The following is a 25,413-nucleotide window of genomic DNA, read 5'->3' as shown; positions in this document are numbered from 1 at the left end:
AAGCAGTGCTCCCTCGAAAGTAGTGATGCTTACTTAATAATGACGTACTCTAGATCAACAAGCTTTGCATAGCTCACGATTTGATCGGTCGTTAAATTTAATGAAAGTACCGTATGATGGCCTCCTCCGTTTTCAATCCACGCTTTAACGCCGTCTTGGAAGTTTGGCTTAATGTTCCAAAGCACGCGCGCCACCGGAAGATGTGGAGCTGGAACTTCCGGCTTAAATGCCGATACTTCGTTAATTAACAGCTTGTAATGCGTGCCAAAGTCAGCCATGGAAACCACTACGCCTTCTCCTTGTTTACCGTCAAACACTAAGCGGGCCGGATCCTCGCGGTTACCGATACCTAGCGGAGAAACGATTAGTTTTGGCTTGTTTACCGCTAGCGTCGGGTCTACTTCAAGCATGTGTGATTGAAGCACAGACTCACGTCCTGGAGCCAATTCATACGTATAGTCTTCCATAAAGCCCGTTGACTGATTATGGCTCATTACTTTAAGCAAGCGGTCAAGCGCGGCTGTTTTCCAGTCTCCTTCACCGGCAAATCCGTATCCCTGTGCCATCAAGCGCTGTACGGCTAGACCAGGAAGCTGTTTCATACCGTATAGATCTTCAAAGTTAGTCGTAAAAGCGCTATAGCCGCCATCGTCTAGAAAACGTTTAATCGCAATTTCATAGCTTGCCTGTACTTTTACGCTAGACTCCCAGTCTTCTGCAGAATAATCACCGTAGACAAATTCGTACGCGTCGGCATATTCAGCAAATAAATCATTGATTTCTTCTTCCTTAACGGCATTGACATATTGAACAAGGTCACCGATTCCGAAGTAGTCAACCGTCCAGCCAAATTGAATTTGTGCTTCAATTTTGTCTCCTTCCGTTACGCCGACGTTGCGCATATTGTCACCGAAACGCGCAACTTTAATGTTAAAACTTTCGTTATAAGCAGCGGCTACGTCCATCCACTGAGCAATTTGCTGCTGTACTTCGGGGCGCTCCCAGTAGCCTACTACGATTTTATTTTGCTTGTTCAAACGCGCGTTGATAAAGCCGTATTCACGATCACCGTGAGCGGACTGATTCAAGTTCATAAAGTCCATATCAATCGTTTCCCAGGGAATGCTTTCGTTAAATTGTGTTGCCAAATGAAGCAGCGGTTTTTGCAGTAGCTTGGTGCCGCGTATCCACATTTTTGCAGGCGAGAACGTATGCATCCACGTGATTACGCCGGCAACTTCATCTCGGTAATTCACTTCTTTCATCATGCTTGTAATCGTGTCAGCACTCACTGCTAAATCTTGCAGAACAATCGGATAAGGAAAGACACCGCTTTCATTTAAAGCATCAGTCATGCTTTGCGCGTGTGCTTTTACTTCTGCTAGTGCTTCTTTTCCGTAAAGATACTGTGAACCAACAATAAACCAAAATTCTTTTTGAGCTGTTTTTAACATGATAATCTCCTTTTCTGTATGTAAGTCTTTTATTGTCCTTGCCCGTAGTACGCGTTTTGTCCGTGTTTTCGTAAATAATGTTTGTCTAATATACGCTGCGGCAGCTCTTCAGCCAGCCCGTTTAATTTTTGTGTAAAAAAGTTCATTTTGGATACTTCGTCTAATACGACGCTGTTCATTACCGCCGATTTGGCATCTTTTCCCCACGTAAACGGTCCGTGCCCTTGAAGTAAAATACCAGGAACCGCTAGCACATCTAAGCCGCGCTCTTCAAATGTTTCAATAATCACCTTGCCCGTTTCCACTTCATATCCGTCATTCACTTCTTTTTCTGTTAAAAAGCGCGCGCACGGTACCGAACCATAAAAGGTATCGGCATGAGTGGTACCCATTGCCTGTACATCAAGTCCTGCTTGAGCCCAAATGGTCGCCCACGTCGAATGCGTATGGGCAATACCGCCGATTTGCGGGTAATGTTTATAGAGTACGGCATGCGTCAGCGTATCAGATGACGGATTAAGCTCACCTTCTACCACGCGACCTTCTAAATCAACGACTACCATGTCTTGCACCGTCATTTTCTCGTACGTCACGCCGCTTGGTTTAATTACAAACAAACCGCTGTCTCGATCAATGGCACTTACATTTCCCCACGTATACTTGACCAGTCCGTGTTTTGGCAAATCGACGTTTGCCTGAAATACTTCTTCTTTTAATTTATCTAGCACACTAACTCCTCCCGTTCTTCGCTGTGGTGCTCTGCAGCTGCTTTTTCAATCACTAGCCCTTTTTTATATCTTTTAATAAATGCTTCAAATCCTTTTACGTCGAGTTCGTCAGGATAAATTTCTTGTGCGGTCACTTCTTTAAAGACTTTATCATCCAAGAAATCTTCTAAACTTTCATTCTCACTTTTATTGAGTATATAAGAAGAAAGAATAGCCATTCCCCACGCGCCGCCTTCTCCAGCTGTGTCCATGACGGAAACAGGCGTGTTGATTGCCGCTGCCATCATTTTCTGACCGACTACCGGCGTTTTAAATAATCCTCCGTGTGCTAAAATACTGTGAATCTTTACGTTTTCTTCTTTGACTAAAAGATCCATCCCTATTTTTAAAGCGCCAAAAGCTGTAAAAAGATGTGTACGCATAAAGTTTGCTAGATTAAAATTGCTTTTTGCTGAACGGACAAATAGCGGACGGCCACTTTCTACTCCGGTAATATTTTCACCTGAGAAATAGCCGTAGCTGAGCAAGCCCCCTCCATCAGGATCAGCTTCTAGCGCTTTATTTAACATCACTTCAAACAATTTATCCGACTCTACTTTTTGCCCCATCGCCTCCGAAAATTCGCGAAACAATCCGAGCCAGGCGTTTAAGTCGCTTGAGCAGTTATTCGCATGAACCATGGCAACTGGACTGCCGTGTGGCGTAGTAACCAAATCAATTTCCGGATAAACGTTTGAAAGCTTTTTATCTAGTACAATCATCGCAAAAACGGACGTTCCTACTGAAACATTTCCCGTGCGTTTTCTTACGCTGTTTGTCGCCACCATTCCCGTTCCCGCATCTCCTTCTGGAGGACAAAACGGAATGCCCGGCTGCAAATTTTTTGATTGATCTAAAATGCTAGCTCCTATTGCTGTTAATGTACCTGCTTGCTCTCCTGAAGTATGAACTGCAGGCAGAATGTCTGATAGTTGCCACGGATATCCTTTGTAAGAAATAAGCTCATCAAACTGCTTCATCATATCTTCACTGTAATTTTGCGTGCGTTCATCAATTGGAAACATTCCCGAAGCATCTCCAATGCCAAGCGCCTTACTGCCTGTTAGCAGCCAGTGAATATAGCCGGCTAGCGTTGTCATGTAATCAATGCGCGGCAGATGTTTTTCTTGATTGATGATTGCCTGATAGAGATGCGCAATGCTCCATCGTTCAGGAATATTAAATTGGAAATGTTCAGTTAATTCTTTTGCTGCTGCGCTTGTTGTTGCATTACGCCACGTTCGAAACGGAACAAGCAGCTCACCTGTTTTATCAAACGCCATATATCCGTGCATCATAGCTGAAACGCCAATGGAGCCAACTGTTCGAATCGTGATTCCGTAGCTTCGTTCTACTTCTTGCTTCATTTCACGGTAAGCACTTTGCAGACCTGTAATAATATCGAGTAAGTTGTACGTCCAAAAACCGTCTTCTAAGAGATTTTCCCATTCATAACTTCCAGATGCGATCGTTTCAAAGTTTTCATCAATCAGCACCGCTTTAATACGAGTAGATCCAAGTTCAATTCCAAGAGACGTTTTCCCTTTAGCAATTGCTTGTTTTATGCTTTCTTGAGTTGTTTTCACGTTTAATCTCCTTTCTGATAGCTATAACAATACCTATAGCAGTAAGGAAGCGCTTTCCGTTTTATGTAACGCTGTTTGAATTTGTTAACAACTTAAGTATATTTATTTGTACGTACATTTGTCAACATAAAATTTATATATGCACACAAATATTTAAAACACCCTACTCTTTCCTTCTTGAACTCTTAAAAAGTCGGTATCCAACCCTTAAATCATTTCCCTTTCGATTAAAAACCAAGGAAATCTTTTCATTTATTCACGTTCATGATAAAATATGTCCATACAAATTTTACACATAAAAAAAGTTGAATGTATACAACTACGAAAGAAGTGAAAACATGAAGCCAAAATATCAGGTGATTATTGAGGATATAAAAAGCAAAATTCTTTCAGGCGATTACAGCATAGGCGAACAAATTCCGACTGAATCGATCATGCAAGGAACGTATGGTGTCAGCAGACATACGGTTCGAAAAGCCATTTTAGAGCTGTCGAATGAAGGATTTTTAAGAAGCGAAAAAGGATCTGGCACCTATGTAAGCAATCAGTATCAATCCAAATCTAGCGGGGCTTCTGCCAACAAAACAATCGGTGTAATTACCACGTATATTTCCGACTATATTTTCCCTTCTATTATTCGCGGAATTGAAAGCAGGTTAAATAAAGATAATTATTCGCTGCTGCTGGCGAGCACGAATAACGATGTGGAACAAGAAAAAAAAGCGCTGGAAATGATGCTTTCCTACGGAGTAGATGGTCTAATTGTTGAGCCTACAAAAAGCAACTTGTACAATCCAAACATCTCGTATTATTTATCATTCAAAGAACAAGACGTTCCGTTTACGATGATTAATGCCTACTACGAAGAATTGGACGTTCCGTTCTTTTGTCTAGACGACGTTCAGTCAAGCTACCTTGCCACAAATGAATTAATTTCAAAAGGACATACGCAAATTGGGCTTATCGCAAAAATGGATGACCTGCAAGGAAAGTACCGAATGAAAGGCTACATAAAAGCGCTCGGTGAAGCAAAGCTCCGCTTTCAGCCTGAGCATATTTTGTCTTTTAACACCGAAACAAAGCTTGATTTGTATGCTAATTTAAAAGAATTTCTTACTGAAAACCAAGATGAAATGACCGCTCTTGTCTGCTATAACGATGAAGTCGGATTAGAAGTTGTAAATGTATGCAGACAGCTTGGCATTTCCATTCCGGACAAGTTGTCAATTATTGGTCAGGACAATTCCTACATCGCTAAAAATGCAACGATTAATTTAACAACGTTAACCCATCCGCAGGAACAAATGGGACACGACGCGGCGGATTGGATTATTAAAAAGCTGCAGGGCAAAAAAGAGTTGCCAAACGAAACCTACTATCAGCCTGTGTTAGTTGAAGGAGAAACGATTAAAGAGTTAAATGCGAAGCGTGACGAAGTTCGTTAAGAAAAGGCTTCTTTAGGAGTCTATAAAACTTCTTATGAGATAAGGGGATGCATATTATTATGCATCCCCTTCTTTGTGTAATGAACCGGTTCATACCAAAACTTAATACCCTATTCTTTTGTAACAACTTGTTCAATTCTTTTACATGAACACCCGTAAAAATCACTCATTGGGATGATTTTATTTTGTGACTTCAGTGATAAAGTTTTATAGAGAAATTTATTTACTAATAGAATGTAAGATGAAAAAGGAGATATTCATGAAAAAACTTAGTATGCTGCTGCTCGTTTTAGTCATTGCCGTGGTCGGCTGTTCAAAAGGAAATGAGCAGCAGTCACAGGCAGTAAAAGGAACAATTGAAGTGCCGCAAACTATTAAAGCAAACGAAAAAACATCTATTAACGTACTCGTTACACAAGGAGATAAAAAAATCGAAAATGCAGACGCCGTACAGATTCAAGTTGAAAAAGAAGGCTATATTAACCAGAAAATGATCGATGCAAAACACGAAGGTAACGGCGCATACAGCACCGACTATACGTTCAAAGACGACGGCGAATATACGATTACCGCTCATGTGACGATAAAAGGCGACATGAAAATGTTTACGAAAAAAGTGACGGTTGGCGAGAAAAAGTAAATAGCCTATCAAAAAGCGACCTATGCTTCTTATAAAGGATTGGATTAAGAGTAAAAAAACTTAAATAGCGTCATAATTTTAGGTTCAAACCACATATGGTTTGAACTTTTTAATTTTGATGATTTTGTAGGGTGTATCGGTAATTAGTCTATAGATCAGCATACTAATAAATTGAAAATGACTAATGTCATGCGCTTGAAAATCATGCTAGAATAAGCTTCTGAATTGTTGCTACTATTGATGTGATAAAAAATATTATTTAACTTAGATAATTACTACTGGGAGGAACGAATTTGACAGAACCTATTAAAATTATTCGTGATTTAGACTCCTTACAGGGGACTTGTTATGTGGAAATAAAACCTGGAAAATACACAGGTGAACACTGGACTAAAGAATCAATATTTTTCACAGATGAAACATTCACTTACTTTTCCAGTGCGATTGAAAAATACTACAAAAAATATTCTCTTTGGGGAATGAGTGAGATAAGCCGAGAGACTTGGAAATTGATTGTAGAGGAACTAGAAAACCTTAAATTATTTTTAATGGATAATCCAAAAGCTGATGAATTAAAAAATCATATCGGTTTTTTCTATCTGGATAGCACGGAGAAAAAATCCAAAGAAAACCTCAATCAACATGTTAGTGATTTAGTTCAAGTTATCAGCGAATTCCAAACTTGGATAACTGAAAAGAGTAAAAATAACGGGTACATTTCGATATTAGGTATTTAAGCGAAAAGGACCATCACCTGATAGTCCTTTTTGGTTATTTTAATACCGAAAAGCCTACGAAAAAATCTGTTTTTTTTGATATGCTATTTATTACTTTGCACTTCAAAACCGAACCCGCTATTCTTGTCAACGGTCGCTTTTATTATTTCTTTGATTCTTTGATACGGTCAAGATACTGCTTCGCATGAAGCAAACCAAGATTTTTTTCTTTTCGTATGTATTTAATAACCTGAACGTCGCTTCGGCCATTCATAACCATCAAATTGACTCTGTTTTCAAAAGCCTCGTCTTTCTCTATTTCTAGCTGCTTCCACTCTTCATCTAAATCACGTTTAGGTGTTTTGAGCAGGAATATCACTAGTATAACAAGAACGCTGCTTGTGGTGATATAAAGCCAAAGCCAATCGAGAAACCAGCTGTTAATCACATTCACTATGATGAGAATGGTGAAGCAAGAATATAGCCTTGTTTGATACTTATTAGCTTTTTTTGAATCTATTTTATTAAAAAATATCCCCACGGTCAGCCTCCTTTTAGCATTTCATTGGCGCTTTTTTCTATTAATCTCTCGTGGTGCAAACTGCAGCTTTTTTTACCTAATGATGACACTCTTGGTTGTACCCTCGTTTGTCTCATAGCCTCCTGAACTGTTACTGCCAATCACTTGTATGCTGCCGTAATTACGATAATCTTTGTCCAAAGAATGAGAGGTTTGTAGCTGTTTTAACTCCGTTCCCTCTAAAATAAAGTAAGGGCCTTCATAACTCGTATTCTCGTACTCACCGGAAGAATGAAGGTGCGTGTACGCATAGCGACTAGTTGTAAAGAAACGCTGGTTGTTAAGGGTTTCTACCTTCGAAAAAAACTCATCTGCCGTCATTAGTCGGTTGTATTGAGCAGGCTTTCCATCAACTTTGTCACTTGTAACCGTCAACCGGTCCTCTCCTTGATCTTCACATGAAAAACAAGAGCTGTAATCCAGCATTTTATAGGAGTTATGACCAGAAGTATCTATCACTGTAAACCGCATAGAAGATATGTTTTGATCTCTATCTAGCGTTAAACGAAAATCTTCTATTTTTGCTTTATTCTGTGACAGCTGCTGTTCTTTTCGAAATGATTCCCAGCTTTTGCTTACTTCTCCAGACTTCAGCTCATCTCTTGTAAATAGAAGCGTTTGTTTTGTACCTTTATAAACGACATTTACGATACTGAGAATAAGGAGAGCAAGGATTGCCAGCCAGCAGATGGTTTCTGCCACCTTGTTTTTTGCCATAGTTGTTCTCCCCCAGAAGTTACATGTATGTGCATCATAAACGAAGCGCACATCATACAAATTACCATTTCCCCTAAAAAATATCAATTAATCTTGCTAAAACTAAAAATCTATTGAATTCGAGACTTATAAAAAAGTGCAGGACTCTCTCAAGAGCCCTGCACTTTTATCTCATATTTAAATAAGGTTAAACGCTTTTACCACTTGAGCAACCGCAAACGTAACGCCAATCGCAATCACTGTTGGAATCGCAAAAGCAAGAAACGTCCACTTGACATTTTTGGTTTCTTTATAAATATTCACAAGCGTTGTTCCGCACGGAAAATGCAGAAGTGAAAACAACATCATGTTAAGAGCCGTTAGCCACGTCCAGTGGTGATCAAGGAAAATTTGCTTGAGTCGAGTCGCATCTTCAATTTCAATTAATGAGCCCGTTGATAAATACGCCATCAGTAAAACTGGTACAACAATTTCATTAGCCGGCAACCCAATAATAAAAGCAGCTAATATATAACCGTCTAGTCCCAGCGACTTGGCAAACGGATCAAGAAACTGAACAAAATGCATTAAAATACTCGTATCGCCAATATAGATATTAGCCAATACCCACGTTAACACCGCTGCGGGCGCTGCAACAATAATCGCGCGTTTTAACACAAACAGCGATTTATCCAGCGTCGCGCGCACAATTGTATCTACAAATTTTGGCTTACGGTAAGGCGGGAGCTCCAGCGTATAGTGTGTTGGTACTCCGCGCAGCGCCGTTTTAGACAGTGCCCACGATACAAACAGCGTCACAACAATTCCAAATAACACCGTTCCGACTACCACAAGCGCTGTTACGAATGTTTTAGCGCTTCCTGTAAAGCCGGTCGCCATAAATAAAGCAGCTAACAAAATCAACGTAGGCCATCTGCCGTTACACGGAACAAAATTATTTGTTAAAATCGCCATCATACGTTCACGCGGCGATTCAATAATACGAGTCGACATAATCGCAGCGGCGTTACATCCAAATCCCATCGCCATCGTCAGCGACTGCTTGCCGTGTGCACCTGCTCGTTTGAACAAACGATCCATATTAAACGCGACGCGAGGCAAGTAGCCGTAGTTTTCTAAAAGCGCGAACACCGGGAAAAAGATAGCCATCGGAGGCAGCATCACGCTAATAACCCATCCCGTACCTCGAAACAGTCCTAGTACAAGAATTCCGTGCAGCCATTCCGGCGCATGCATCATTTGAAAGAAAGCTGTTAAATACCCTTCCGCCCAGCCAAATCCTTGTGCGATTAATCCGGAAGGAACGTTTGCACCTGCTATGGTGATATAAAAGATGACTGATAAAATACCAAGCATAATCGGAAAGCCCCAGATTGGTGAAGTGAAGACTTTATCCAATTTCTCCGTACGCTGAAGCTTTGAGCGGTCTTGGTACACAACTGATTTTTTACATATTTGCTGTGAAGACTGATAAATACTTGCGACCATATTGGAACGATGATCTTTTTCTTTTTCCTGCTGCGCATAGCGCGTTAGCTGTTCCATCGCTAATGAGTTTTCAGGAGTTAACGGATTTCCCATATGCGCTGTTCCTCCTTTCTGTGTGACTGATATCTTGCTGCTGACGCTGCTGAATCGTTTCTAAAAATGACGTGTCTCCATCAAGAACCCGTAAAGCAATCCAGCGCAGAGGAAATTGATTTCCCACAATAGAAGCGACTTGAGGTTCTAGCTCCTTTAGTGACGCTTCTATTTCTTTTGTGTACTGCACCTGGTAAGGATTAAGCTTTACTTGCCCGCGTACGACTCCTTCAATCGCATCTAGCAAATTCGTAATTCCTTTTTTATTGCGAGCTGATATAGGCACAACCGGTACGCCTAACGATTCAGCGAGCTTTTTTTCGTTAATCACAATTCCTTTTTTCTTTGCTTCATCCATTAAGTTCACGCAAATCACGACGTTTTCCGTCATTTCCATCACTTGCAGCGCTAAATTAAGATTTCGTTCCATCGCCGTTGCATCCACCACAACAACCGTAACGTCAGGTCTTTCAAATAAAATATAATCGCGCGCTACTTCTTCATCCGCCGAATTTGAATAAAGTGAATACGTTCCAGGTAAATCGACGATTGTGTAGAGCTGCTGGTGATGTTCAAACGTCCCTTCTGCTTTGGCTACGGTTTTTCCCGTCCAGTTTCCCGTATGCTGCTTAAGACCGGTTAACCCGTTAAATAACGTACTTTTTCCTGTATTCGGATTTCCTGCTAATGCTATACGATACTTACTCACCGTCATCACCTACTTTTTTCACATAAATTTTTGAACTTTCTTCTTTTCTGAGACCAATCGTTGTATGACTGACTTGATAAGCAACAGGATCTCCCAACGGGCTTTTTTGAAGCACTTTGATGATGGCTCCTGGAATAAAACCTAAATCTAACAAGCGGCGCTTTAACGCACCTTCGATTTCGATTCGTTCGAGCTGTACCGTTTCACCTGTCGTAAATGTAGACAATGGATAATTATTTACACTAGCCATCTATTTTTCGTCCCTTCTTTTTTTTTACCTAAGGTTATGTTTTTTTCATCAGACCAACTTTTAAGGTAAAAAAATATGCTCGTTGATTTTTAATAGGGTATTCTGCTGGTGCAGAAAAATGAACATGTCAGCATAATTTATTTAAAATTTTCAGTTTTTACTTGTCATGATACCGAAAGTTTACCACAGGAAACTTTTTTAGTCTAGGGTAAATAACTGACTTTTTTCTTATTTCTACTGAAGGCATAAAGTGTTGAACGCTGGTCTATTTTTTCTAATAAAAGTAAGTCAAAAATAATTCCGTAAAAAGGAATTAACAAAAGTAAAAAAATGTAAAAATGTGCTATACTAGTGAATGAACTTTTTTGGAAAATAAAGTATGTATTGGTTTTAAAACCTACAAAAATCACTTTAGGGGGCTTTTATGAAAAGCTTCAAAAGAGTTAGCGCAGTTGTTTTAGGTTTGGCTTTGTTATTTTCACCGCTTGCTCCGCAAACAGTTTCAGAAGCAAAAGTCGTGTGGGGGAATCAGGAACTGGTTAAAGGGCAAATAGGACGCATTACCGTTTTAAAGAACACGAATCTTTACAATATTAAAAACAACAAGTTAGCAGCGGCTAGAAAAGTGACAAAAGGGCAAGTATTCCGCGTGTATTCTGAGTCTAGCAAATTTGGTGGTCTGTATGGGGTATCAAAGGGTACCTATGCTCAGAAGTCATCAAGTATGAAGTATGAAAAAGCGCCTAGTGACAAAATTCAAGCACTAGGAGTAACGGTTACAAAGAAATCTTTAGCGAGCAACATTAGCTATCCGCAGGTATCCGGCCTTATCAATAAACCATTTGAGGTTAGCTACAATCGAAAGTTTTTAAACATTGCAAAGGAAGCCCAAAAAGAACACAACGAGCTAAAAGAACAAGAGAAGGAAGACCGTAAAAACGGCTGGGCGCCAGGTCCTTATTCTCGTAATATGACATACTCTGTACCTTACAACCAAGATAACATTTTAAGTGTTGCTATTACCAATGATGCGTACGCTGGCGGCGTTCACGGCAACGCTTGGATTGATACGTACAATTACGATTTGTTAAAAGCTCGACAAATCAACTTAAAAGATATTATTAACAATAATACGAAGCTAAATAAAGTTAATAACTATATTCGCAATGAAATGATTGCCCGCAATAAAAAAGGTGCTCAGTTCTGGGTTAATGAATTTAAGTCTGTAAACTTAAAAGAAGATCAGTTTTACTATACAAGTAACGGCATTGCCATTATATTTGGTGAGTATGAGTACGGCCCGTATTCTAACGGCATTCATACGTTTAAAATCCCGTCCAGCGTTTATAAATAAGATAGTCGTATATAGCCTAGTACATGAAAAAAGAAGCATGCGAACCATCAGTTCACATGCTTCTTTTTCTTTTTTTCTGCAGAATAAGCGGAGCAAAAAAGAAAGGTGAGCCCTACTCCGCTTCTTATAGCCTAGGAAAAACCGCTTTTAGAAGTATTTTTATAGCGTTTGAAAAAGAGAAATGGTCAGAACTAGCGTCAGCAAGGAGCCTGCGGATGTTAACATCATTATTTTTCGGTTACTCTGATTCTTTTCAGGCTTTAAAAACTCTTGAATGGCTACAAATCAGTTAACAAAAGTGCTTAAAGAAAGTATCCCCATAGACATACGAGCATCTCCATTCTTATATGTATTTAAATTTTTAACGCATCTAATCAACAATATTTCTAGACCAAGTTACTAAAATAAAAGCCTCTTTTCATCTAATATTAACATAAAATTCCATAACCCTTTAATGCATTGTGTAAAACCACAATATTTTAAAAAACAGGCTATTTATAAAACACTCTTTTGAACTAGAAATGGACATACAGCTGTCTTTGACTATCCTCCTCCTTATAAATGATATACTTATTTATAGAAAAACCTCTCAGATCCCATTAAATACTTACTCTATTTTCAGAGGAAGAAAGTTCACATTGTTAGGAGGAAGCGACATGATTAAAAAATTAGACCATTTTGTACTAACGGTAAAAGACGTTGAAAAAACGACTCACTTTTATACGGTTATTTTAGGCATGCAAAAAGAAACGTTCGGAGAAGGAAGAATAGCGCTTCGTTTTGGTGAACAAAAAATAAACTTACATCAAGCAGGCCATGAATTTGAGCCAAAAGCAAAGCATCCTCTTCCCGGCTCTGCTGATTTATGTTTTATCACAGAAGAAAAAATCCAAAGCATAATTAGTCATTTACAAAAACATGATGTAGAAATTGAAGAAGGACCCGTCAAACGAACGGGTGCTGTAGGTCCGATCGTTTCTGTTTATGTAAGAGATCCTGATTACAATTTGATTGAGTTATCCAATTACGTAGATTAAAGCAACCCTATAAAAAAAGAGAATGCGCGAGGCATTCTCTTTTTTAATGACTATATAAGCCGCTTTTTCGACTATAAGCTTTACTCTTTAGACTTACCTACCTCTACTTTTTTCGTAAACATTTTCATGTCACCGTCTACCGTAACGTGAGCGGTAATCGTATATTCACCGCTTTCTTTAAACGTATAGTCCGTGCTGTAGACGCCTTTTCCTTCGTGCGGTGCTTTTGTCATTTCTTGATTGATGTAGCCTTCTTTTTCAACTTGGAACTGCACGTCATCGGCGTTTTCCACTTTTTTGTCTCCTTGCGTCACAAGGACTTTAAGCTTGACTTGTTCATTTGCTTGAATTGATTCCGGTACTTCAATCGTTCCTTTTACTTCTTTTGAACGTGAATCATTTCCTTTTGAACAGCCTACTATAGCTATCATTAAAACGAATAATACGATGCTGAGTTTTTTCATTATGTTGTTCTCCTTTGTTATGTAAATGTGAAGTCTTCCTGCAATTTCATATTATACTCATTTATCTGGTAAAAAGAGAAAAAATGATTATTGTCCACATAAAGTTCTTATTTCTACAGTAGCTTTTGCATCTTTTCATTTCTCTACTCGCCCTTCGCTTCACAAAAAAAGCTGAAGAAGCTTATTGCCTTCTCCAGCTTTGCCTTTATCTTTGCGGTTCTTCTAGCGTATAAGCAGACAGTGCGTTTTCTACCCATCGTACAAAATCCTTGCTTGCTCCCCAATCAATATTTAGTATTCCTTCTGCGCTTCCTGAAGGAATACACTTTACTTTGTTTGGACCGGACACATTTTCTAAAATAATCGTTAGTGATCCCCTGCCGCCGGTGCGGAAAAAATAGCGTTCAAACACAAGCGTACACATCTGCTTGCCGTCTCCGAGATCATAATATTCCTTGTATAATAAGTCACTTTCCGAATTATTTGCATTCACAAGCTTTTTTGCTCCATCAAAAGGAAGCAGCGTCGTTTTAAACTCAATTACCTTTTCCATCACTCAAGCCCCTTTCTATCGCAACAGATATGTACTACTTCTCTTTTTCCCACTAAAAAACCTGCCGCTTCTCTTTATGTACAATATGGTACAATAGAAAAGAAAAAGAATTGTTTGAACGGAAAAAGGAGCACACAACCTCAATGAATACACGAGATGAACTTATCCAAAATGTGGTTTCAACGATGCGAAACCAAACGAAAAAAATGCAGCTATCCGTTATCCCTACTTTAAAATCATATATTCCTTTAAATGAATTTTTAGCGCTTCACATGCTGTATAAAGAAGGGAATCATATCGTTTCTGAGATTGCCGAGCATATGCACATCTCAAACAGCAGCATGACGTGCATCAGCGACCGTCTCATGGAAAGAGAATTTGTTACGCGCGTACGCAGTCAAAAAGACCGTCGCGTTGTCTACTTATCCATTACGGATAAAGGAAAAGCGTTTGCAGAAGAAATGGAAAAAGTACTCACCAAAGAATATGGCGAAAAGCTTAGCCATTTTACGGATGAAGAATTACAGACGTTTCTTCGCTTGTTAAATAAAATGGATATCTAACAAAAACCAGATGCCCGCTAAGCAGGCATCTGGTTTTTATTTTGATTAGTTGTTGTTTACCTTCAAATTAAAGGCTTCCGAGGTTAAATTTTTTGAACTGTCGTTTTCGTAATCACTTACATACGGAACAAATCGCAGCATAACCACTCCTTTGTCGTTTCGATATTCTTCGTCCATTTCTAGCACTCTGTCTGTTCCTCCTCCACTGCCGCTTTCAGAAAGATCTCTTCCATTTTGGTCTTTTATTTTTACGCCCACGTTCGTTCCGTTTCGAATGCTTCCTGTTGACGATGTAAACGTATAGTGCAGCTTAATCGAAACAGGCGATACGCGAACTTCTTTAATGGACAATACACCTTCTATTCCTTTTTCGTTAATCGGAATTTCTTTGTTTAACGGATACACTTTAGTATCAGCCATAATTTTTGAGCCGTTTACGCTGGTGTGTACGGTCCAATTCCCTTTAATTTCTCCGTACGAATCCCGGTAGTTCCCGCTTTTCGTCTGACCAGGATTCTTTTCAAATTCGAGGCTTGTGAACTGCGCGCTGATTTGATAGTTTTTGTTTGGATCAATATGATTTAGCACGTTGTAGCCTTCCACATCGATTTTCCCGTCTCCGTTCGTGTCCGCTTGCGTTAATTTTAAAGCATACAGATAGTCCCAGCTTCCGTCTTTGTTTTTGATTGGTTCCTCTCTGATACTGGAAGCCGAATCAAAAAACGACAGATTACCAATTTTCACGCGCAGCTCTCCCGGTCGAATTGGGGTGTTTCGGTTAAGACCTAGTGCCGTTCTTCTAAATTCATCTGCGCTGATCGTCAGCCCAAGCAGTACCTGTCCGTCATCAAGCATTAGTTCATTTACTTTTACTTGAATACCTTGGTCCGTTGCCGTTTCATTTACCGCTTTTTTATAGCTGCTCAAGCTGCCTTCAGGCTTGTTCATAAGCAGCTCGATTTGCTGACCAAGCTGCTGACTGATTCGCACAGCCGATGCCCATACCGTTTCGTTTTTCATCATCACAGGCGTCACAGCAAGCAGCAGCACCGCAGCGGCAATCAGCTGACGCGCTTTTTTCCGCGCCGGCTTTATTTCACGTTTTAAACGTTTTTTCATTCGTTTTTTCTCGCTTGCCGTTAGCTCGATTTCTTCATATTCATCAACATCTATAGAAGACCCATTTAATAAGTCGTACTGATTTTTCATCTTTGTCCCTCCTTATTTCTTATTTAAAAATAGCTTTTAACTTTTTTCGTCCGCGCGACAGCCGGTTGTATAAATTGCTGATGGTAGTCTTCTGTTTTTTAGCAATTTGTTTTAGCTCGACTTCTTGTAAGTAATACGCTTTAAACAGCTCCCGGTCTCCTTCATTTAAGTGACCTAAAAGTTCTTCCACGTCGTCCCCTTGAACGTTATGAACTCCTGATATTTCACCAAACTTCGCTTCGCCAAGCGCTTCGTGCTGCGTTTTTATGTATTTGCGCTGATAGTCGATGGCTTTGTACTTAGCAACAGCCGCAACCCAGTTTTTAAACGTATTTTTTTCCGAATCAAAGCGGTGAATATGATGCCACACGGCTAACAATACGTCGTTTACACACTCTTCTTCATAACCTTTCAGCGTGCCTAGATGCTTACGTACAATGGCCGTAATTAACCCTCCGTACTGATCGATTAACAGCTCTAATCCTTTTTCTTTTTTCCGCGTTATACACGCAACAATCCAGTCATCTTCCATGACATTGCTCCTTTCCGCTTGCTTTTACATCTATTAATACGGATTCTTTTTACAAAACCTATCAATCTTCCTAAATTAAATGAAAAATAAGCTTGTTCAGTATTTCTCTCATTGGTAAAATAAGCTAAAACCTTTGAAGGAGGCCGCTATGATTACCTATCCTTTTCTGACATCCAACCCAACCATCGGCATAACCGCACCTTCTTCTGGTGTACCTCAAGCTCTTCATTCCATGTTTTCTTTATCGTGTGAACGAATGAAAGAAAAAGGCTTTTCTGTTATACCGGGAGAAACGGTTTGGACGCAGCACAAAGCAAAGTCCGCTTCTCCTAAAAAACGTGCAAATGAGCTTCAAGCCATGATTGCTGATGAAAACATCGATATCATTATTCCTCCTTGGGGAGGCGAGCTGCTGATTGAAATTCTTGAACATCTAGACTTTACAAAATGGACAGCAAAATGGGTGCTTGGCTATTCTGACACCAGCGTTCTTTTGCTGGCTATTACACTTAATACCGGGATTGCAACGGCTCACGGAACCAACTTTGTGGACTTGCGAGGAGAGCACTGGGATCCAACGACTGCGATGTGGCAGCAGATGCTGTCGACCAAAAAAGGAGAAAGCGTGGCTCAAATTTCTTCTGATCGCTATCAAAAAGAATGGCAGCATGACAACCCGTCACCATGCGTGTTTCATTTAACCGAACAAACCGTTTGGAAGCATACAGAGTTAAGCGACATGCACATCGAAGGTCGTCTTCTCGGAGGATGTATTGACGTGATCAGGCACTTAGTAGGAACTCCTTTTGGAGACGTAAAAACGTTTCGAGAAAAATACATTCCTGCTGAGCCGGTCATTTGGTACTTTGACAACTGTGAACTGACGACGGCTGACCTTCGCCGTTCACTTTTTCAGCTTAAGCTAGCGGGCTGGTTTGATAACTGCTCGAGTATTTTATTCGGCAGAAGCAGCGCTAATCAACCCGTTGATTCCTACACCGCTGAAGACGTGTATCATGATCTTTCCTCTGACTTACATATTCCAGTTATCTATGACATCGACTGCGGCCACCTCCCTCCTCAGCTCACGCTTATTAACGGCGCGTATGCGAGTGTTAACGTAGAGAAGAACAAAGGCACAGTCGTTCAATACTTTACATAAAAAAAGGAGCTTGTATAAAAGTAGTTTGATTGAAGGAAGATCCGAACGAACTTGATTCTTGATGGAGAATCCAGTTCGTTCGGTTTTTTTATGGGTATAGTGAACGTAGGCTTGTTTTATATTTCATATATGTAGGTGTTTCTAGTGGTTGATTGGAGGGCAAGACGAAGACTCCTGCGGGAAAAGCGGGACAGGTGAGACCCCGCAGGAACACACGCGACGAGGAGGCTCACCGTCCGCCCGCGGAAAGCGAAGTCTTGCACGGAAATCAACAGCGGTTTATTTCGTTATGTCCCAATCTTATTTTACATATCTGTCATCAGTAATATAAACGTCCCAAGTAAGAAAAAAGTTGCACCAAACCACGAGTGGTAGTACTCTTTTTGCTTTCTTTCAAACTTCCATTCTTCGAAACCTCGAATTACGTAGAGGAGAAAAAAGAAAAGAAACATAAAAACCGAGGTGTAGGCTGGAGGTATAACGAAGATGAGCACTAAAAACGAAGCAAGCATCACCATTTCAATTGTGATAAACAGCGGACGCCTTCCTTTAAAGCTTCTCCAATAGCTTTTTTTCATCTTTGTATGCAGCTTTTTTCGCATGAACAGATCCAGAAAGATATAAACAACTGCCAGAATCAGCAAATACACAAGCGTCATTTTCATTCCTCCTTCTCACCAAAAATATCCTTATAATTCCATTTTAAAGAACTTTACACAAATTTCAAGCGTCTAAAAAATCTTTACACAACTTATTAGTGCAAGCATTCATATATTCAAAAATCGCTAATATATTGACTAATGTACAGGTTAAATTCTCTGTATAAATTCACCTAGAGGGGGACATCAAGTTATGAGAATAAAAGAAGTGAAGCAAGGTGCACTCGCAGCGCTGAAAAACCGCTGGGGATTTGCCGTACTGCTTACGTTCGTTACGTATCTAATTGCTGCCGGTATTCCAGGACTTATTGACTTTCTTGTTAACGGATTTCCAAGCGGGTCCGAAACCGAATACTCGCAGTCTACCTTAGCTAATATTGTATCTCTGCTGCTCGTGCCGCTCTTCTTTTCTTACTACTGGGTACTATTGCGTCTGGTGCGAGGAGAAAGTGTACGTGTAGGAAACGTGTTTGATTCGTTTTCATGTGCGGGATTATATTTTAGAACACTCGGACTTTACTTGCTAACGATTATTTATACCGTGCTATGGAGCATTTTATTAATCATTCCTGGCATCATCAAAAGCCTTGCCTATTCACAGGCCTACTTCGTATTCCGCGATAACCCAGATTATTCAGTCAACCAGTCTATTACTGAAAGCAGACGGTTAATGAACGGCTACAAGTGGACCTACTTTCTACTTGTTTTAAGCTTCATCGGCTGGGGAATTTTAAGTATCATTACGCTTGGCATCGGGTTATTATGGCTCGTTCCGTATGTAACGACTTCGCTTGGCGTATTTTATGAAAAGCTAAAAGCAAATGAAGCAGAAGTCGCTGAATAAACGAAAAACCGTATTCGAGTTGCGAATACGGTTTTTTATTTAGGTTTGGTATTCTCTCCATGTACATTAGTTAAGATTTGTACCCCGTTATTCACTAAGTTCGATAGCAAACTATGTTACCATCGAACTATATACCCTAGAAACAGCAGCTATTTAGCTGCTGTTTTTTGATTTCCCCTCTTTTTTAACGGAAAAACGGAAAAATGCCATGCCACTTACATATTTTCTAATAAATCTATGAATTCCCTAAACATTTCTACCTAGATAAATTGTCAGAATTATTACAGAGAAGGTGACAATTCTACTTATATCGCCCTTTAATATTAAAACTATGTTACAAAATGTCGTAATTTGGAATTAGATGTTTACTTTTCCTGTCAGGATTGATAGACTCACAGTTGTGAATAAAACAAGTTATGGAAAGGGAGAAAGAACATGCTAAAGAAAGCAAATCGTACAGTTATGAATATGGGGTTAGCAGCATTACTTGTTCCCGCTGCCCTAACATTTAGCACAACTTCAGCAAGTGCAAATGACGGAGGCGCTGCACCAGCACCCGTACAAGAAAAGGTAACGCCAAGCGTACCTCAACAACAAGCAACTACTACTACTAATCAAAAAGTCATCGTAAACGTGAGTGCGTTAAATATTCGTCAAGGAGCTAGCTTTTCATCTCCAGTCGTTGGAACTGCAACACAAGGTCAAGAGTTTGCTATTTTAAAAGAAGCAAACGGCTTAGTTGAAATTGCACCAAACAAATGGATTTCAAAAAGCTCAAGCTACGTAACAATTGCATCAGGTAAACCAAGCGCAAGCCAAGTAAAAGGTGTAAGCACATCAACTCCTTCTACTTCTACAGCATCTGCATCTACATCTGCATCTGCAGCAAAAGAAACTAGCACACCAGCACCTGCTCCAACAACAAGCACGGCTTCTGGAAGCACAGTAAATGTTGCACGTAGTTTAGTAGGATCACCTTACCAATGGGCAGGAAACACACCAAGCGGATTTGACTGCTCAGGCTTTATCGCATACGTGTTCAACCATAGCGGTCACAGCATTTCACGTACAAGCGTAGCAAACTACTGGAACATGGCGACAAAGATTTCGTCTCCACAACCAGGAGATCTAGTATTCTTCCAAAACACATACACAAGCGGCCCATCTCACATGGGAATCTACATCGGAAACGGCCAAATGATTCATGCTGGTTCACACGGTGTAGCAGTAGCTGACCTAGATGTTTCTTATTATCAAGATCATTTCTTAGGATACGGACGCTTCTAAGAAAAAAATGCCCTCTAATCGTTAGATACGTTCTAACGATTAGAGGGCATTTACTTTTTATCGCTGCGCGACGGAAAGCGCCTTTTCAATACGCGTTTGAAATTTATGCTTCCAGTCTTCAGCCAGCTCAGCCACTTCTAAAGCCCGCTGCATTCCTTCTACATCTTTTGAATGATGGAAATATAAATCAAGCGTAAACCAAACGGATACTTGGTTTGGATGAGCTTCAATCAATTTCACTTCCGCATCTTGCGTAATCGTGCCTTCTTTCAGCACGCGGCAAAGATAGCCGGTATAGCTTGTCTCAATCATTCGTTTTAAAAGACCTTTAACGCCCGTTCTCTTTGTAATCGTGTCACATGGGTTTCGCCCTTGCGTCACTTGAATAACGGCGTCTCCCACTTGATAAACGTCTCCAATGCATACGTCTTTTTCAACCATGCCCGCTAAGACAAGATTTTCTCCAAACGCAGACATCGGCAGCTCCGCATCAAATTCTTCGTTCCATTTTTTGTAGTGTTCATACGGATACACGCACACCGCACGATCCGGTCCGCCGTGATACTTTAAGTTCGCTACGCCGTCGCCTTGAAACCCTTCTTTTGCTAAAAAGGTCTCGTCTACTTGCTTCTTGCATATGCCTGTGCGCATTTCTTTGTCAGGACTGTATGCCATTTGCTCAGGCATACCGGTTGCTAAATGAATTATTTTACGTTGATTCATTCGTACCTCTCCCTTCGCCGTTTTTCCTTACTAATTACGTCATATTTTACCACATTTTAAAGATGGCGCTCTTATTTTTTGTGTATTCCACTAAAATCTTGGCAATATCATGAAAGTTTAAAAAATATTTCACAATTATATTAAAAATATCTTCATTTCCTCTTTTTCTTTTGTTCGAAATGATTTAAGATAGTAGAGGCTGTCGAAATATAAGTTATTATGTCAGTTCTGCATGTTTTTTTACATATTAGCACATAGTAAATATTATTTTACACTTACGTCATTTTTTACAATGGCCTAAAAAATTTTGCCCATTTTTAACAAAATTGGCGTAGAAGTTCCGTTTTTGTATAAAATAGAGGCCGATTTACATAGTCATTTCTATGCACGTCCCTCTTTTATAAATATAGAGTACATGTAAGGAGAAAAGTAAATGTCAATTTTAATGGGAATTATCGGAATTGTAATTGTCTTAGCAGTTGCGTTCCTCATGTCAAACGACAAGAAACTTATCAACTACAAAGGCATCGCAGTTATGCTGGTTATTCAGCTCGCTATCTCTGCTTTTATGATGAATACATCGATTGGTCGCAAGGTGCTTGACTTTATTACGAGTGTATTTACAAAGATCTTATCATTTGGTAACGACGGAATTTCGTTCGTGTTTGGAGATCTTGCAGGAAAAGGCATTTTCTTTATCCAAACGTTAGTTATGATTGTATTCGTTTCAGCATTATTAAGTATTTTAAACTACTCTCGTATTTTACCCTTTGGGATCAAATATATCGGAGGACTTGTTTCAAAAATTACCGGACTTCCCCAAATTGAAAGCTTCACAGCGGTGAACGCAATGATTTTTGGTGATACAACGGCGCTAATTGCGGTAAAAAACCACATCGGAGGTTTAACACCAAACCGTTTATTTATCGTTACAACAACATCTTTAGTATCCGTTTCTTGTTCGATTTTAGGCGCATACATGCAGATGATTCCGGCTGAATACGTATTAATTGCCCTTCCGCTAAACGTATTCTCTGGCTTAATCGTTTCTTCTATCGTTGCACCTGTAAAAGTGGAAGATGAAAACGAAGTCGATATCAAAGCACCTGCTAAGCAAGGCACGCTGTTTGAAGCAATCGGTGACGGAGCACTAGACGGCGGACGCGTTGCGTTAATCGTAGCAGCCATGCTTGTTACATACGTTGGTCTTTTAGCATTAGTGAACTACGTACTAAACGGCGTAATCGGATTAACGGTTCAAGACATTTTAGGCTATATCTTCTACCCAATTGCCTTTATCATGGGTATCCCGGCAGACGAGCTAATGAGAGCCGGCGGCGTAATGGGAACAAAAGTAGTAGCAAACGAATTCGTTGCCATGCTTGACTTCCAAAAAATGATGCCTAACCTTTCTGAAAAAACGATTGGTATCGTATCAGCTTACTTAATCTCATTTGCCAACTTCAGCTCAATCGGTATCGTTCTTGGTACGATCCAAGCAATCAACGGCGAACAAGCTTCACGCGTTGCCAAGTTCGGCTTGAAGATGCTGTTAGTCGCTACAATGGGTTCGATTTTAACAGGTATTATGGTTGGATTGTTTATTTAATGAGGAAAGCACTCACGTTAGTGAGTGCTTTTTTGTTGGGGGTGGTTCTTTTTGGGTTATATCAGGAGCGTTTCTACAATGTTGAAATTTATTAAATATCTCTGTTGACATACTCCGAGTTATCGGCACTATTATCAAATGCTTTTTATCTTCATTCTAATAACATTTAAATTAGTTTTACATAATGGATTAAAGCAATATCTCTTATCCAATAAAAAGACAGCTTGCTTTATCAGCAAACTGCCTTTTTTGTAATGACCCGTCCGGGATTCGAACCCGTGTTACCTTTTTAAAAGGATAATCTCTTGACCACTTGGCCAACGGACCAGATAAAATTATAAAATGGCAGAGAAGAAGGGATTCGAACCCTCGCACCGCGTTAACGATCTACTCCCTTAGCAGGGGAGCCCCTTGAGCCACTTGGGTACTTCTCTGTATGGATCTCCCACTGAGATACTGTGGAATAATAGTAGGCCTAAGTGGGCTTTACACCTACCTCACGCTTATCAGACTTGGGCTCTACCAAAATGAGCTACTTCCCGTTTATGGCGCGCCCGAGAGGAGTCGAACCCCTAACCTTTTGATCCGTAGTCAAACGCTCTATCCAATTGAGCTACGGGCGCTTCCTAAAATGGTGCGGATGAAGGGACTTGAACCCCCACGTCATAAGACACTAGATCCTAAGTCTAGCGCGTCTGCCAATTCCGCCACATCCGCATGTGAAAAATGGTTGCGGGGACAGGATTTGAACCTGCGACCTTCGGGTTATGAGCCCGACGAGCTACCGAACTGCTCCACCCCGCGATAATAACAAAGATACAATGGAAGAGGAAGAGGGATTCGAACCCCCGCGGGCTTTGACACCCCTGTCGGTTTTCAAGACCGATCCCTTCAGCCAGACTTGGGTATTCCTCCATATTTCAGGTTCAATGGTGGACCTTGTAGGACTCGAACCTACGACCGGACGGTTATGAGCCGTCTGCTCTAACCAGCTGAGCTAAAGATCCTTTCTAAGTTCTCTATTAAAATGTGGAGACAGCAACCGGATTTGACCGGTGATAAAGGTATTGCAGCCCTTGACTCTGTCACCAATAAGTATGGAAATTATTTATAGTCAGTCACATTTATCCGTATGCTACCCCTTCATATGAAACATGCACTAGTAAGTTAATAATTAATATTTGTTTCGCTACCAACAAAAATTATTTTACCTTATAATTTCGTAGAAGTCAACATCTATGTAAATTGTGTTTTAATACTTAATTTTGCAATTATTAAGTAGGAACATACACCTAAATAAAAAAACTCTGTAACAAGAATCATGATTCTTGTTACAGAGTTTTTTTATAAAAAGGTTTGCGTAATCGCATTTTCTAAATCTCTTGTAGAAGATTTTAGGTATCGTTTTGTAACATTCACATCAGAATGGCCTGCTAATTCGGCAACTGTTGCAATATCTATCCCTTTCTTAACTAACTCATGACAGAAAGTATGGCGTAATTTATGAGGATTTACATTATATTTTTTTAACATGTACTGAACCGTACGTGCAGACATTCTTCTATCAAAATTAGAGACAAATAAAGCTTCATGACTAGAATCAAGTGAATCAATATATTTCTTTAAACTATTTCTTGCTTCTGTAGAAAGAGGAACAAGTCGCTTTTTAGACCCTTTAGCATTACGAATAATTAAAAAACCGTCAGATTGGTTAATCTTTACGTCTTTATGATTCAAAGCACAAATCTCTGATACTCGAATCCCTGTATGTAATAAAGTATATACAATAGCAATATCACGAAGGTTTCCCTGTTGCTTTACTTCAGATAAAAGGCGGTCACGCTCACTTGCTTCTAATGACTCTGGTACAACCTCGTTATTTTTCTCTTTTTGTTTACGTTCAATATTTTGAACAATTTCTGGTTTTTCAAGAAAGCGTGCAAAAACGCTAATTGTTACAAAAACTTTTTCTATAGTCGACGCACTTTTATTATTAGATTCAAGGTTAACCATATAAGTTTGGACATTATTTCTTGTTACTTGATCTAAATGTCTACCTTCACTTAGAAGCCATTCATGAAATTGGTTTAGCACTGCTCGATAGGTTTTAATCGTATTATCAGATTTGCCTGATTCTATTAACCATTGGCTAAAGTCATCAATCAACGGAATAACTTCTAGGCTATTTTTTTTCACTCTAAATCCTCCTACATGTACTAATAAATTACGTAAAACATACCATTTAATTTCGTAGAAATCAATTTAAACGAAATTAATATACAAAAAAACAGCCCATCATATCAATGATGGGCTGTTTTTTTGCCTGACAACGTCCTACTCTCACGAGGACAAAGTCCCCACTACCATTGGCGCTAGAGAACTTAACTTCCATGTTCGATATGGGAACGGGTGTGACCTCTCTGCTATTGCCACCAGACCTATTAAAGATAGTTTTTTTACACTAAATAAAAATTGCTAAGTAAAAACACCGTGCACCCGTCATTGACATGATCAAATAAGCGTTACTTGTACAGTTAGCTCGACCGGGTTGTGCTGCAACACACAGAAGAATCTACTTATGGCTGCTTCCTTCCGGACCTGACCATGTTCATAGGTTTCTGTTGTTCAGGACCTAGTTGTCAACACCACTTGTCCAAGTCAGACCTTACCTGACTCATACCTCTGTTAGGAATTAAACCCTGCTAAGGCGGATTGCAGGTTACAGGGCACCGCCATCTCCCCGTCTAGCACGGTATGTATAGTTAAGGGATTCCCACCTATGTCGTCCTCCCAATCTGTTTTGTGAACCCGCGATCTCGCAGGTGGGTTTCCGCATATTAACGTTCCAGCGATCCTGTGTCAAAGACAGGCATGGCATCCGTCAACAAATGTAGGAATCCCAAATAAACAGTACGGTTCAAAACAAATAGGGCATAACGTACATCGTAGGATAAGTATTTAATGTGTTTATT

Annotated in this window: 26 protein-coding genes, 6 tRNA genes, 1 rRNA gene and 2 other RNA genes; 11 read left to right on the top strand and 24 right to left on the bottom strand. The window is 39.9% G+C overall.

The features are described 5' to 3' along the window. Positions 1–29 precede the first annotated feature (29 nt). Genes araA through AC2YJL_RS06445 form a run of 3 tightly spaced genes read right to left on the bottom strand, consistent with a single transcriptional unit; the run spans position 30 to position 3,807 of the window. The gene (araA, locus tag AC2YJL_RS06455) at positions 30–1,454 is read right to left on the bottom strand and encodes an L-arabinose isomerase (RefSeq protein ID WP_369361280.1); all 1,425 of its coding nucleotides are present in this window, start codon (positions 1,452–1,454) and stop codon (positions 30–32) included. A gap of 29 nt (positions 1,455–1,483) precedes the next feature. Beyond that, positions 1,484–2,182: an L-ribulose-5-phosphate 4-epimerase gene (locus tag AC2YJL_RS06450; protein ID WP_369361281.1), complete on the bottom strand. Its 699-nt coding sequence runs from the start codon at positions 2,180–2,182 to the stop codon at positions 1,484–1,486. Further along, the gene (locus tag AC2YJL_RS06445) at positions 2,176–3,807 is read right to left on the bottom strand and encodes a xylulokinase (RefSeq protein WP_369361282.1); all 1,632 of its coding nucleotides are present in this window, start codon (positions 3,805–3,807) and stop codon (positions 2,176–2,178) included. The genes AC2YJL_RS06450 and AC2YJL_RS06445 overlap by 7 nt, the downstream gene beginning before the upstream one ends. Before the next feature lie 338 nt (positions 3,808–4,145). Between AC2YJL_RS06445 and AC2YJL_RS06440 the strand changes: the two genes are divergently transcribed. The 3 genes from AC2YJL_RS06440 (at position 4,146) to AC2YJL_RS06430 (ending at position 6,629) form a co-directional block, all read left to right on the top strand. Then, the gene (locus AC2YJL_RS06440) at positions 4,146–5,252 is read left to right on the top strand and encodes a GntR family transcriptional regulator (RefSeq protein ID WP_369361283.1); all 1,107 of its coding nucleotides are present in this window, start codon (positions 4,146–4,148) and stop codon (positions 5,250–5,252) included. Positions 5,253–5,511: 259 nt separating this feature from the next. Next, positions 5,512–5,892 carry a FixH family protein gene (locus tag AC2YJL_RS06435; RefSeq protein WP_369361284.1) on the top strand — a complete coding sequence of 127 codons (381 nt, stop codon included), beginning with the start codon at positions 5,512–5,514 and terminating at the stop codon, positions 5,890–5,892. A 293-nt stretch (positions 5,893–6,185) separates the two neighbouring features. Continuing rightward, positions 6,186–6,629, top strand: coding sequence for a hypothetical protein (locus AC2YJL_RS06430; RefSeq protein ID WP_230933229.1), 444 nt, complete (start codon positions 6,186–6,188; stop codon positions 6,627–6,629). A 142-nt stretch (positions 6,630–6,771) separates the two neighbouring features. Here AC2YJL_RS06430 and AC2YJL_RS06425 read toward each other — a convergent pair whose 3' ends face one another. The 5 genes from AC2YJL_RS06425 to AC2YJL_RS06405 all read right to left on the bottom strand — a co-directional run bounded on the left by AC2YJL_RS06425 (position 6,772) and on the right by AC2YJL_RS06405 (position 10,445). Beyond that, complete coding sequence (locus tag AC2YJL_RS06425) at positions 6,772–7,149, bottom strand: hypothetical protein (RefSeq protein WP_369361285.1); 378 nt, start codon at positions 7,147–7,149, stop codon at positions 6,772–6,774. Positions 7,150–7,221: 72 nt separating this feature from the next. After that, positions 7,222–7,905, bottom strand: a complete 684-nt coding sequence (locus AC2YJL_RS06420; protein ID WP_369361286.1) for a hypothetical protein — start codon at positions 7,903–7,905, stop codon at positions 7,222–7,224. Between the two features lie 177 nt (positions 7,906–8,082). After that, the gene (locus AC2YJL_RS06415) at positions 8,083–9,450 is read right to left on the bottom strand and encodes a nucleoside recognition domain-containing protein (protein ID WP_439332243.1); all 1,368 of its coding nucleotides are present in this window, start codon (positions 9,448–9,450) and stop codon (positions 8,083–8,085) included. 13 nt (positions 9,451–9,463) lie between these two features. Beyond that, the gene (locus AC2YJL_RS06410; protein WP_098599270.1) at positions 9,464–10,195 is read right to left on the bottom strand and encodes a FeoB small GTPase domain-containing protein; all 732 of its coding nucleotides are present in this window, start codon (positions 10,193–10,195) and stop codon (positions 9,464–9,466) included. Beyond that, the gene (locus tag AC2YJL_RS06405) at positions 10,188–10,445 is read right to left on the bottom strand and encodes a FeoA family protein (protein ID WP_013058246.1); all 258 of its coding nucleotides are present in this window, start codon (positions 10,443–10,445) and stop codon (positions 10,188–10,190) included. Before AC2YJL_RS06405 ends, AC2YJL_RS06410 begins: the two co-directional genes overlap by 8 nt. Before the next feature lie 424 nt (positions 10,446–10,869). Between AC2YJL_RS06405 and AC2YJL_RS06400 the strand changes: the two genes are divergently transcribed. Both AC2YJL_RS06400 and AC2YJL_RS06395 read left to right on the top strand, forming a co-directional pair. Beyond that, positions 10,870–11,799, top strand: a complete 930-nt coding sequence (locus AC2YJL_RS06400) for a DUF3298 and DUF4163 domain-containing protein (protein WP_369361288.1) — start codon at positions 10,870–10,872, stop codon at positions 11,797–11,799. A 656-nt stretch (positions 11,800–12,455) separates the two neighbouring features. Further along, the gene (locus AC2YJL_RS06395; protein ID WP_230933235.1) at positions 12,456–12,836 is read left to right on the top strand and encodes a VOC family protein; all 381 of its coding nucleotides are present in this window, start codon (positions 12,456–12,458) and stop codon (positions 12,834–12,836) included. Positions 12,837–12,916: 80 nt separating this feature from the next. On the opposite strand, the gene AC2YJL_RS06390 is transcribed toward AC2YJL_RS06395, so the two are convergent. Together AC2YJL_RS06390 and AC2YJL_RS06385 are read right to left on the bottom strand one after the other, a co-directional pair. Continuing rightward, positions 12,917–13,300: a FixH family protein gene (locus AC2YJL_RS06390; protein WP_230933236.1), complete on the bottom strand. Its 384-nt coding sequence runs from the start codon at positions 13,298–13,300 to the stop codon at positions 12,917–12,919. 205 nt (positions 13,301–13,505) lie between these two features. After that, the gene (locus tag AC2YJL_RS06385; protein ID WP_074679550.1) at positions 13,506–13,853 is read right to left on the bottom strand and encodes a DUF6054 family protein; all 348 of its coding nucleotides are present in this window, start codon (positions 13,851–13,853) and stop codon (positions 13,506–13,508) included. A 143-nt stretch (positions 13,854–13,996) separates the two neighbouring features. Here AC2YJL_RS06385 and AC2YJL_RS06380 point away from each other — a divergent pair, with 143 nt between their 5' ends. Then, entirely contained in the window at positions 13,997–14,416 is a 420-nt protein-coding gene (locus tag AC2YJL_RS06380) for a MarR family winged helix-turn-helix transcriptional regulator (protein ID WP_063247511.1), read from the top strand. A 45-nt stretch (positions 14,417–14,461) separates the two neighbouring features. On the opposite strand, the gene AC2YJL_RS06375 is transcribed toward AC2YJL_RS06380, so the two are convergent. Further along, positions 14,462–15,625, bottom strand: coding sequence for a DUF5643 domain-containing protein (locus tag AC2YJL_RS06375; RefSeq protein ID WP_369361290.1), 1,164 nt, complete (start codon positions 15,623–15,625; stop codon positions 14,462–14,464). 19 nt (positions 15,626–15,644) lie between these two features. After that, the gene (locus AC2YJL_RS06370; protein WP_369361291.1) at positions 15,645–16,157 is read right to left on the bottom strand and encodes a sigma-70 family RNA polymerase sigma factor; all 513 of its coding nucleotides are present in this window, start codon (positions 16,155–16,157) and stop codon (positions 15,645–15,647) included. Positions 16,158–16,305: 148 nt separating this feature from the next. On the opposite strand from AC2YJL_RS06370, the gene AC2YJL_RS06365 reads away from it, so the two are divergent. Then, positions 16,306–17,319, top strand: coding sequence for a S66 family peptidase (locus AC2YJL_RS06365; protein WP_369361292.1), 1,014 nt, complete (start codon positions 16,306–16,308; stop codon positions 17,317–17,319). Positions 17,320–17,467: 148 nt separating this feature from the next. After that, positions 17,468–17,650 (top strand): hypothetical protein, encoded by a 183-nt coding sequence (locus tag AC2YJL_RS06360; protein ID WP_230933241.1) that lies wholly within the window; start codon positions 17,468–17,470, stop codon positions 17,648–17,650. Here AC2YJL_RS06360 and AC2YJL_RS06355 read toward each other — a convergent pair. Further along, positions 17,625–17,978: a DUF4181 domain-containing protein gene (locus tag AC2YJL_RS06355; RefSeq protein ID WP_230933242.1), complete on the bottom strand. Its 354-nt coding sequence runs from the start codon at positions 17,976–17,978 to the stop codon at positions 17,625–17,627. The genes AC2YJL_RS06360 and AC2YJL_RS06355 overlap by 26 nt on opposite strands. A gap of 193 nt (positions 17,979–18,171) precedes the next feature. On the opposite strand from AC2YJL_RS06355, the gene AC2YJL_RS06350 reads away from it, so the two are divergent. After that, entirely contained in the window at positions 18,172–18,822 is a 651-nt protein-coding gene (locus AC2YJL_RS06350) for a DUF975 family protein (RefSeq protein WP_230933243.1), read from the top strand. A 435-nt stretch (positions 18,823–19,257) separates the two neighbouring features. Further along, a complete protein-coding gene (locus tag AC2YJL_RS06345) occupies positions 19,258–20,109 on the top strand; it encodes a C40 family peptidase (protein WP_369361293.1) in 852 nt (283 codons plus the stop codon). Positions 20,110–20,166: 57 nt separating this feature from the next. Here AC2YJL_RS06345 and AC2YJL_RS06340 read toward each other — a convergent pair whose 3' ends face one another. Then, positions 20,167–20,832, bottom strand: a complete 666-nt coding sequence (locus AC2YJL_RS06340; protein WP_369361294.1) for an MOSC domain-containing protein — start codon at positions 20,830–20,832, stop codon at positions 20,167–20,169. A gap of 433 nt (positions 20,833–21,265) precedes the next feature. Here AC2YJL_RS06340 and AC2YJL_RS06335 point away from each other — a divergent pair, with 433 nt between their 5' ends. Then, positions 21,266–22,441, top strand: coding sequence for a NupC/NupG family nucleoside CNT transporter (locus tag AC2YJL_RS06335; protein ID WP_014458944.1), 1,176 nt, complete (start codon positions 21,266–21,268; stop codon positions 22,439–22,441). A 343-nt stretch (positions 22,442–22,784) separates the two neighbouring features. Here the strand turns inward: AC2YJL_RS06335 and AC2YJL_RS06330 are convergent. From AC2YJL_RS06330 to ssrS, 10 genes are all read right to left on the bottom strand, one after another. After that, positions 22,785–22,875: transfer RNA gene (locus tag AC2YJL_RS06330), tRNA-Ser, on the bottom strand. 112 nt (positions 22,876–22,987) lie between these two features. Beyond that, positions 22,988–23,064 (bottom strand) — tRNA-Arg (locus AC2YJL_RS06325). Positions 23,065–23,073: 9 nt separating this feature from the next. Continuing rightward, positions 23,074–23,158, bottom strand: a tRNA-Leu gene (locus AC2YJL_RS06320). A 10-nt stretch (positions 23,159–23,168) separates the two neighbouring features. After that, positions 23,169–23,245, bottom strand: a tRNA-Met gene (locus AC2YJL_RS06315). A gap of 18 nt (positions 23,246–23,263) precedes the next feature. Next, a tRNA-Ser gene (locus AC2YJL_RS06310) sits at positions 23,264–23,356 on the bottom strand. Positions 23,357–23,371: 15 nt separating this feature from the next. Beyond that, positions 23,372–23,448, bottom strand: a tRNA-Ile gene (locus tag AC2YJL_RS06305). Positions 23,449–23,785: 337 nt separating this feature from the next. Further along, on the bottom strand, positions 23,786–24,637 hold the full coding sequence (locus tag AC2YJL_RS06300; RefSeq protein WP_230933246.1) for a tyrosine-type recombinase/integrase: 852 nt from the start codon (positions 24,635–24,637) through the stop codon (positions 23,786–23,788). A gap of 125 nt (positions 24,638–24,762) precedes the next feature. After that, positions 24,763–24,878: ribosomal RNA gene (gene rrf / locus AC2YJL_RS06295) — 5S ribosomal RNA — on the bottom strand. Between the two features lie 51 nt (positions 24,879–24,929). After that, positions 24,930–25,194, bottom strand: an RNA gene (gene ffs, locus AC2YJL_RS06290) — signal recognition particle sRNA large type. A 13-nt stretch (positions 25,195–25,207) separates the two neighbouring features. Continuing rightward, a non-coding RNA gene (ssrS, locus tag AC2YJL_RS06285) (6S RNA) lies at positions 25,208–25,396 on the bottom strand. Positions 25,397–25,413: the final 17 nt, after the last annotated feature.

The organism is Priestia sp. SRI_019 (genome assembly GCF_057586255.1).
This window is presented reverse-complemented; position numbering and strand designations above follow the sequence as displayed.

Coding starts and splice junctions, on each gene's coding strand:
- AC2YJL_RS06335 (WP_014458944.1), top strand. CDS start 21,266: ATGTCAATTTTAATGGGAATTATCGGAATTGTAATTGTCTTAGCAGTT.
- AC2YJL_RS06365 (WP_369361292.1), top strand. CDS start 16,306: ATGATTACCTATCCTTTTCTGACATCCAACCCAACCATCGGCATAACC.
- AC2YJL_RS06355 (WP_230933242.1), bottom strand. CDS start 17,978: ATGACGCTTGTGTATTTGCTGATTCTGGCAGTTGTTTATATCTTTCTG.
- AC2YJL_RS06415 (WP_439332243.1), bottom strand. CDS start 9,450: ATGGAACAGCTAACGCGCTATGCGCAGCAGGAAAAAGAAAAAGATCAT.
- AC2YJL_RS06375 (WP_369361290.1), bottom strand. CDS start 15,625: ATGAAAAATCAGTACGACTTATTAAATGGGTCTTCTATAGATGTTGAT.
- AC2YJL_RS06440 (WP_369361283.1), top strand. CDS start 4,146: ATGAAGCCAAAATATCAGGTGATTATTGAGGATATAAAAAGCAAAATT.
- araA (WP_369361280.1), bottom strand. CDS start 1,454: ATGTTAAAAACAGCTCAAAAAGAATTTTGGTTTATTGTTGGTTCACAG.
- AC2YJL_RS06400 (WP_369361288.1), top strand. CDS start 10,870: ATGAAAAGCTTCAAAAGAGTTAGCGCAGTTGTTTTAGGTTTGGCTTTG.
- AC2YJL_RS06380 (WP_063247511.1), top strand. CDS start 13,997: ATGAATACACGAGATGAACTTATCCAAAATGTGGTTTCAACGATGCGA.
- AC2YJL_RS06340 (WP_369361294.1), bottom strand. CDS start 20,832: ATGAATCAACGTAAAATAATTCATTTAGCAACCGGTATGCCTGAGCAA.
- AC2YJL_RS06395 (WP_230933235.1), top strand. CDS start 12,456: ATGATTAAAAAATTAGACCATTTTGTACTAACGGTAAAAGACGTTGAA.
- AC2YJL_RS06370 (WP_369361291.1), bottom strand. CDS start 16,157: ATGGAAGATGACTGGATTGTTGCGTGTATAACGCGGAAAAAAGAAAAA.
- AC2YJL_RS06435 (WP_369361284.1), top strand. CDS start 5,512: ATGAAAAAACTTAGTATGCTGCTGCTCGTTTTAGTCATTGCCGTGGTC.
- AC2YJL_RS06385 (WP_074679550.1), bottom strand. CDS start 13,853: ATGGAAAAGGTAATTGAGTTTAAAACGACGCTGCTTCCTTTTGATGGA.
- AC2YJL_RS06390 (WP_230933236.1), bottom strand. CDS start 13,300: ATGAAAAAACTCAGCATCGTATTATTCGTTTTAATGATAGCTATAGTA.
- AC2YJL_RS06420 (WP_369361286.1), bottom strand. CDS start 7,905: ATGGCAAAAAACAAGGTGGCAGAAACCATCTGCTGGCTGGCAATCCTT.
- AC2YJL_RS06350 (WP_230933243.1), top strand. CDS start 18,172: ATGAGAATAAAAGAAGTGAAGCAAGGTGCACTCGCAGCGCTGAAAAAC.
- AC2YJL_RS06345 (WP_369361293.1), top strand. CDS start 19,258: ATGCTAAAGAAAGCAAATCGTACAGTTATGAATATGGGGTTAGCAGCA.
- AC2YJL_RS06405 (WP_013058246.1), bottom strand. CDS start 10,445: ATGGCTAGTGTAAATAATTATCCATTGTCTACATTTACGACAGGTGAA.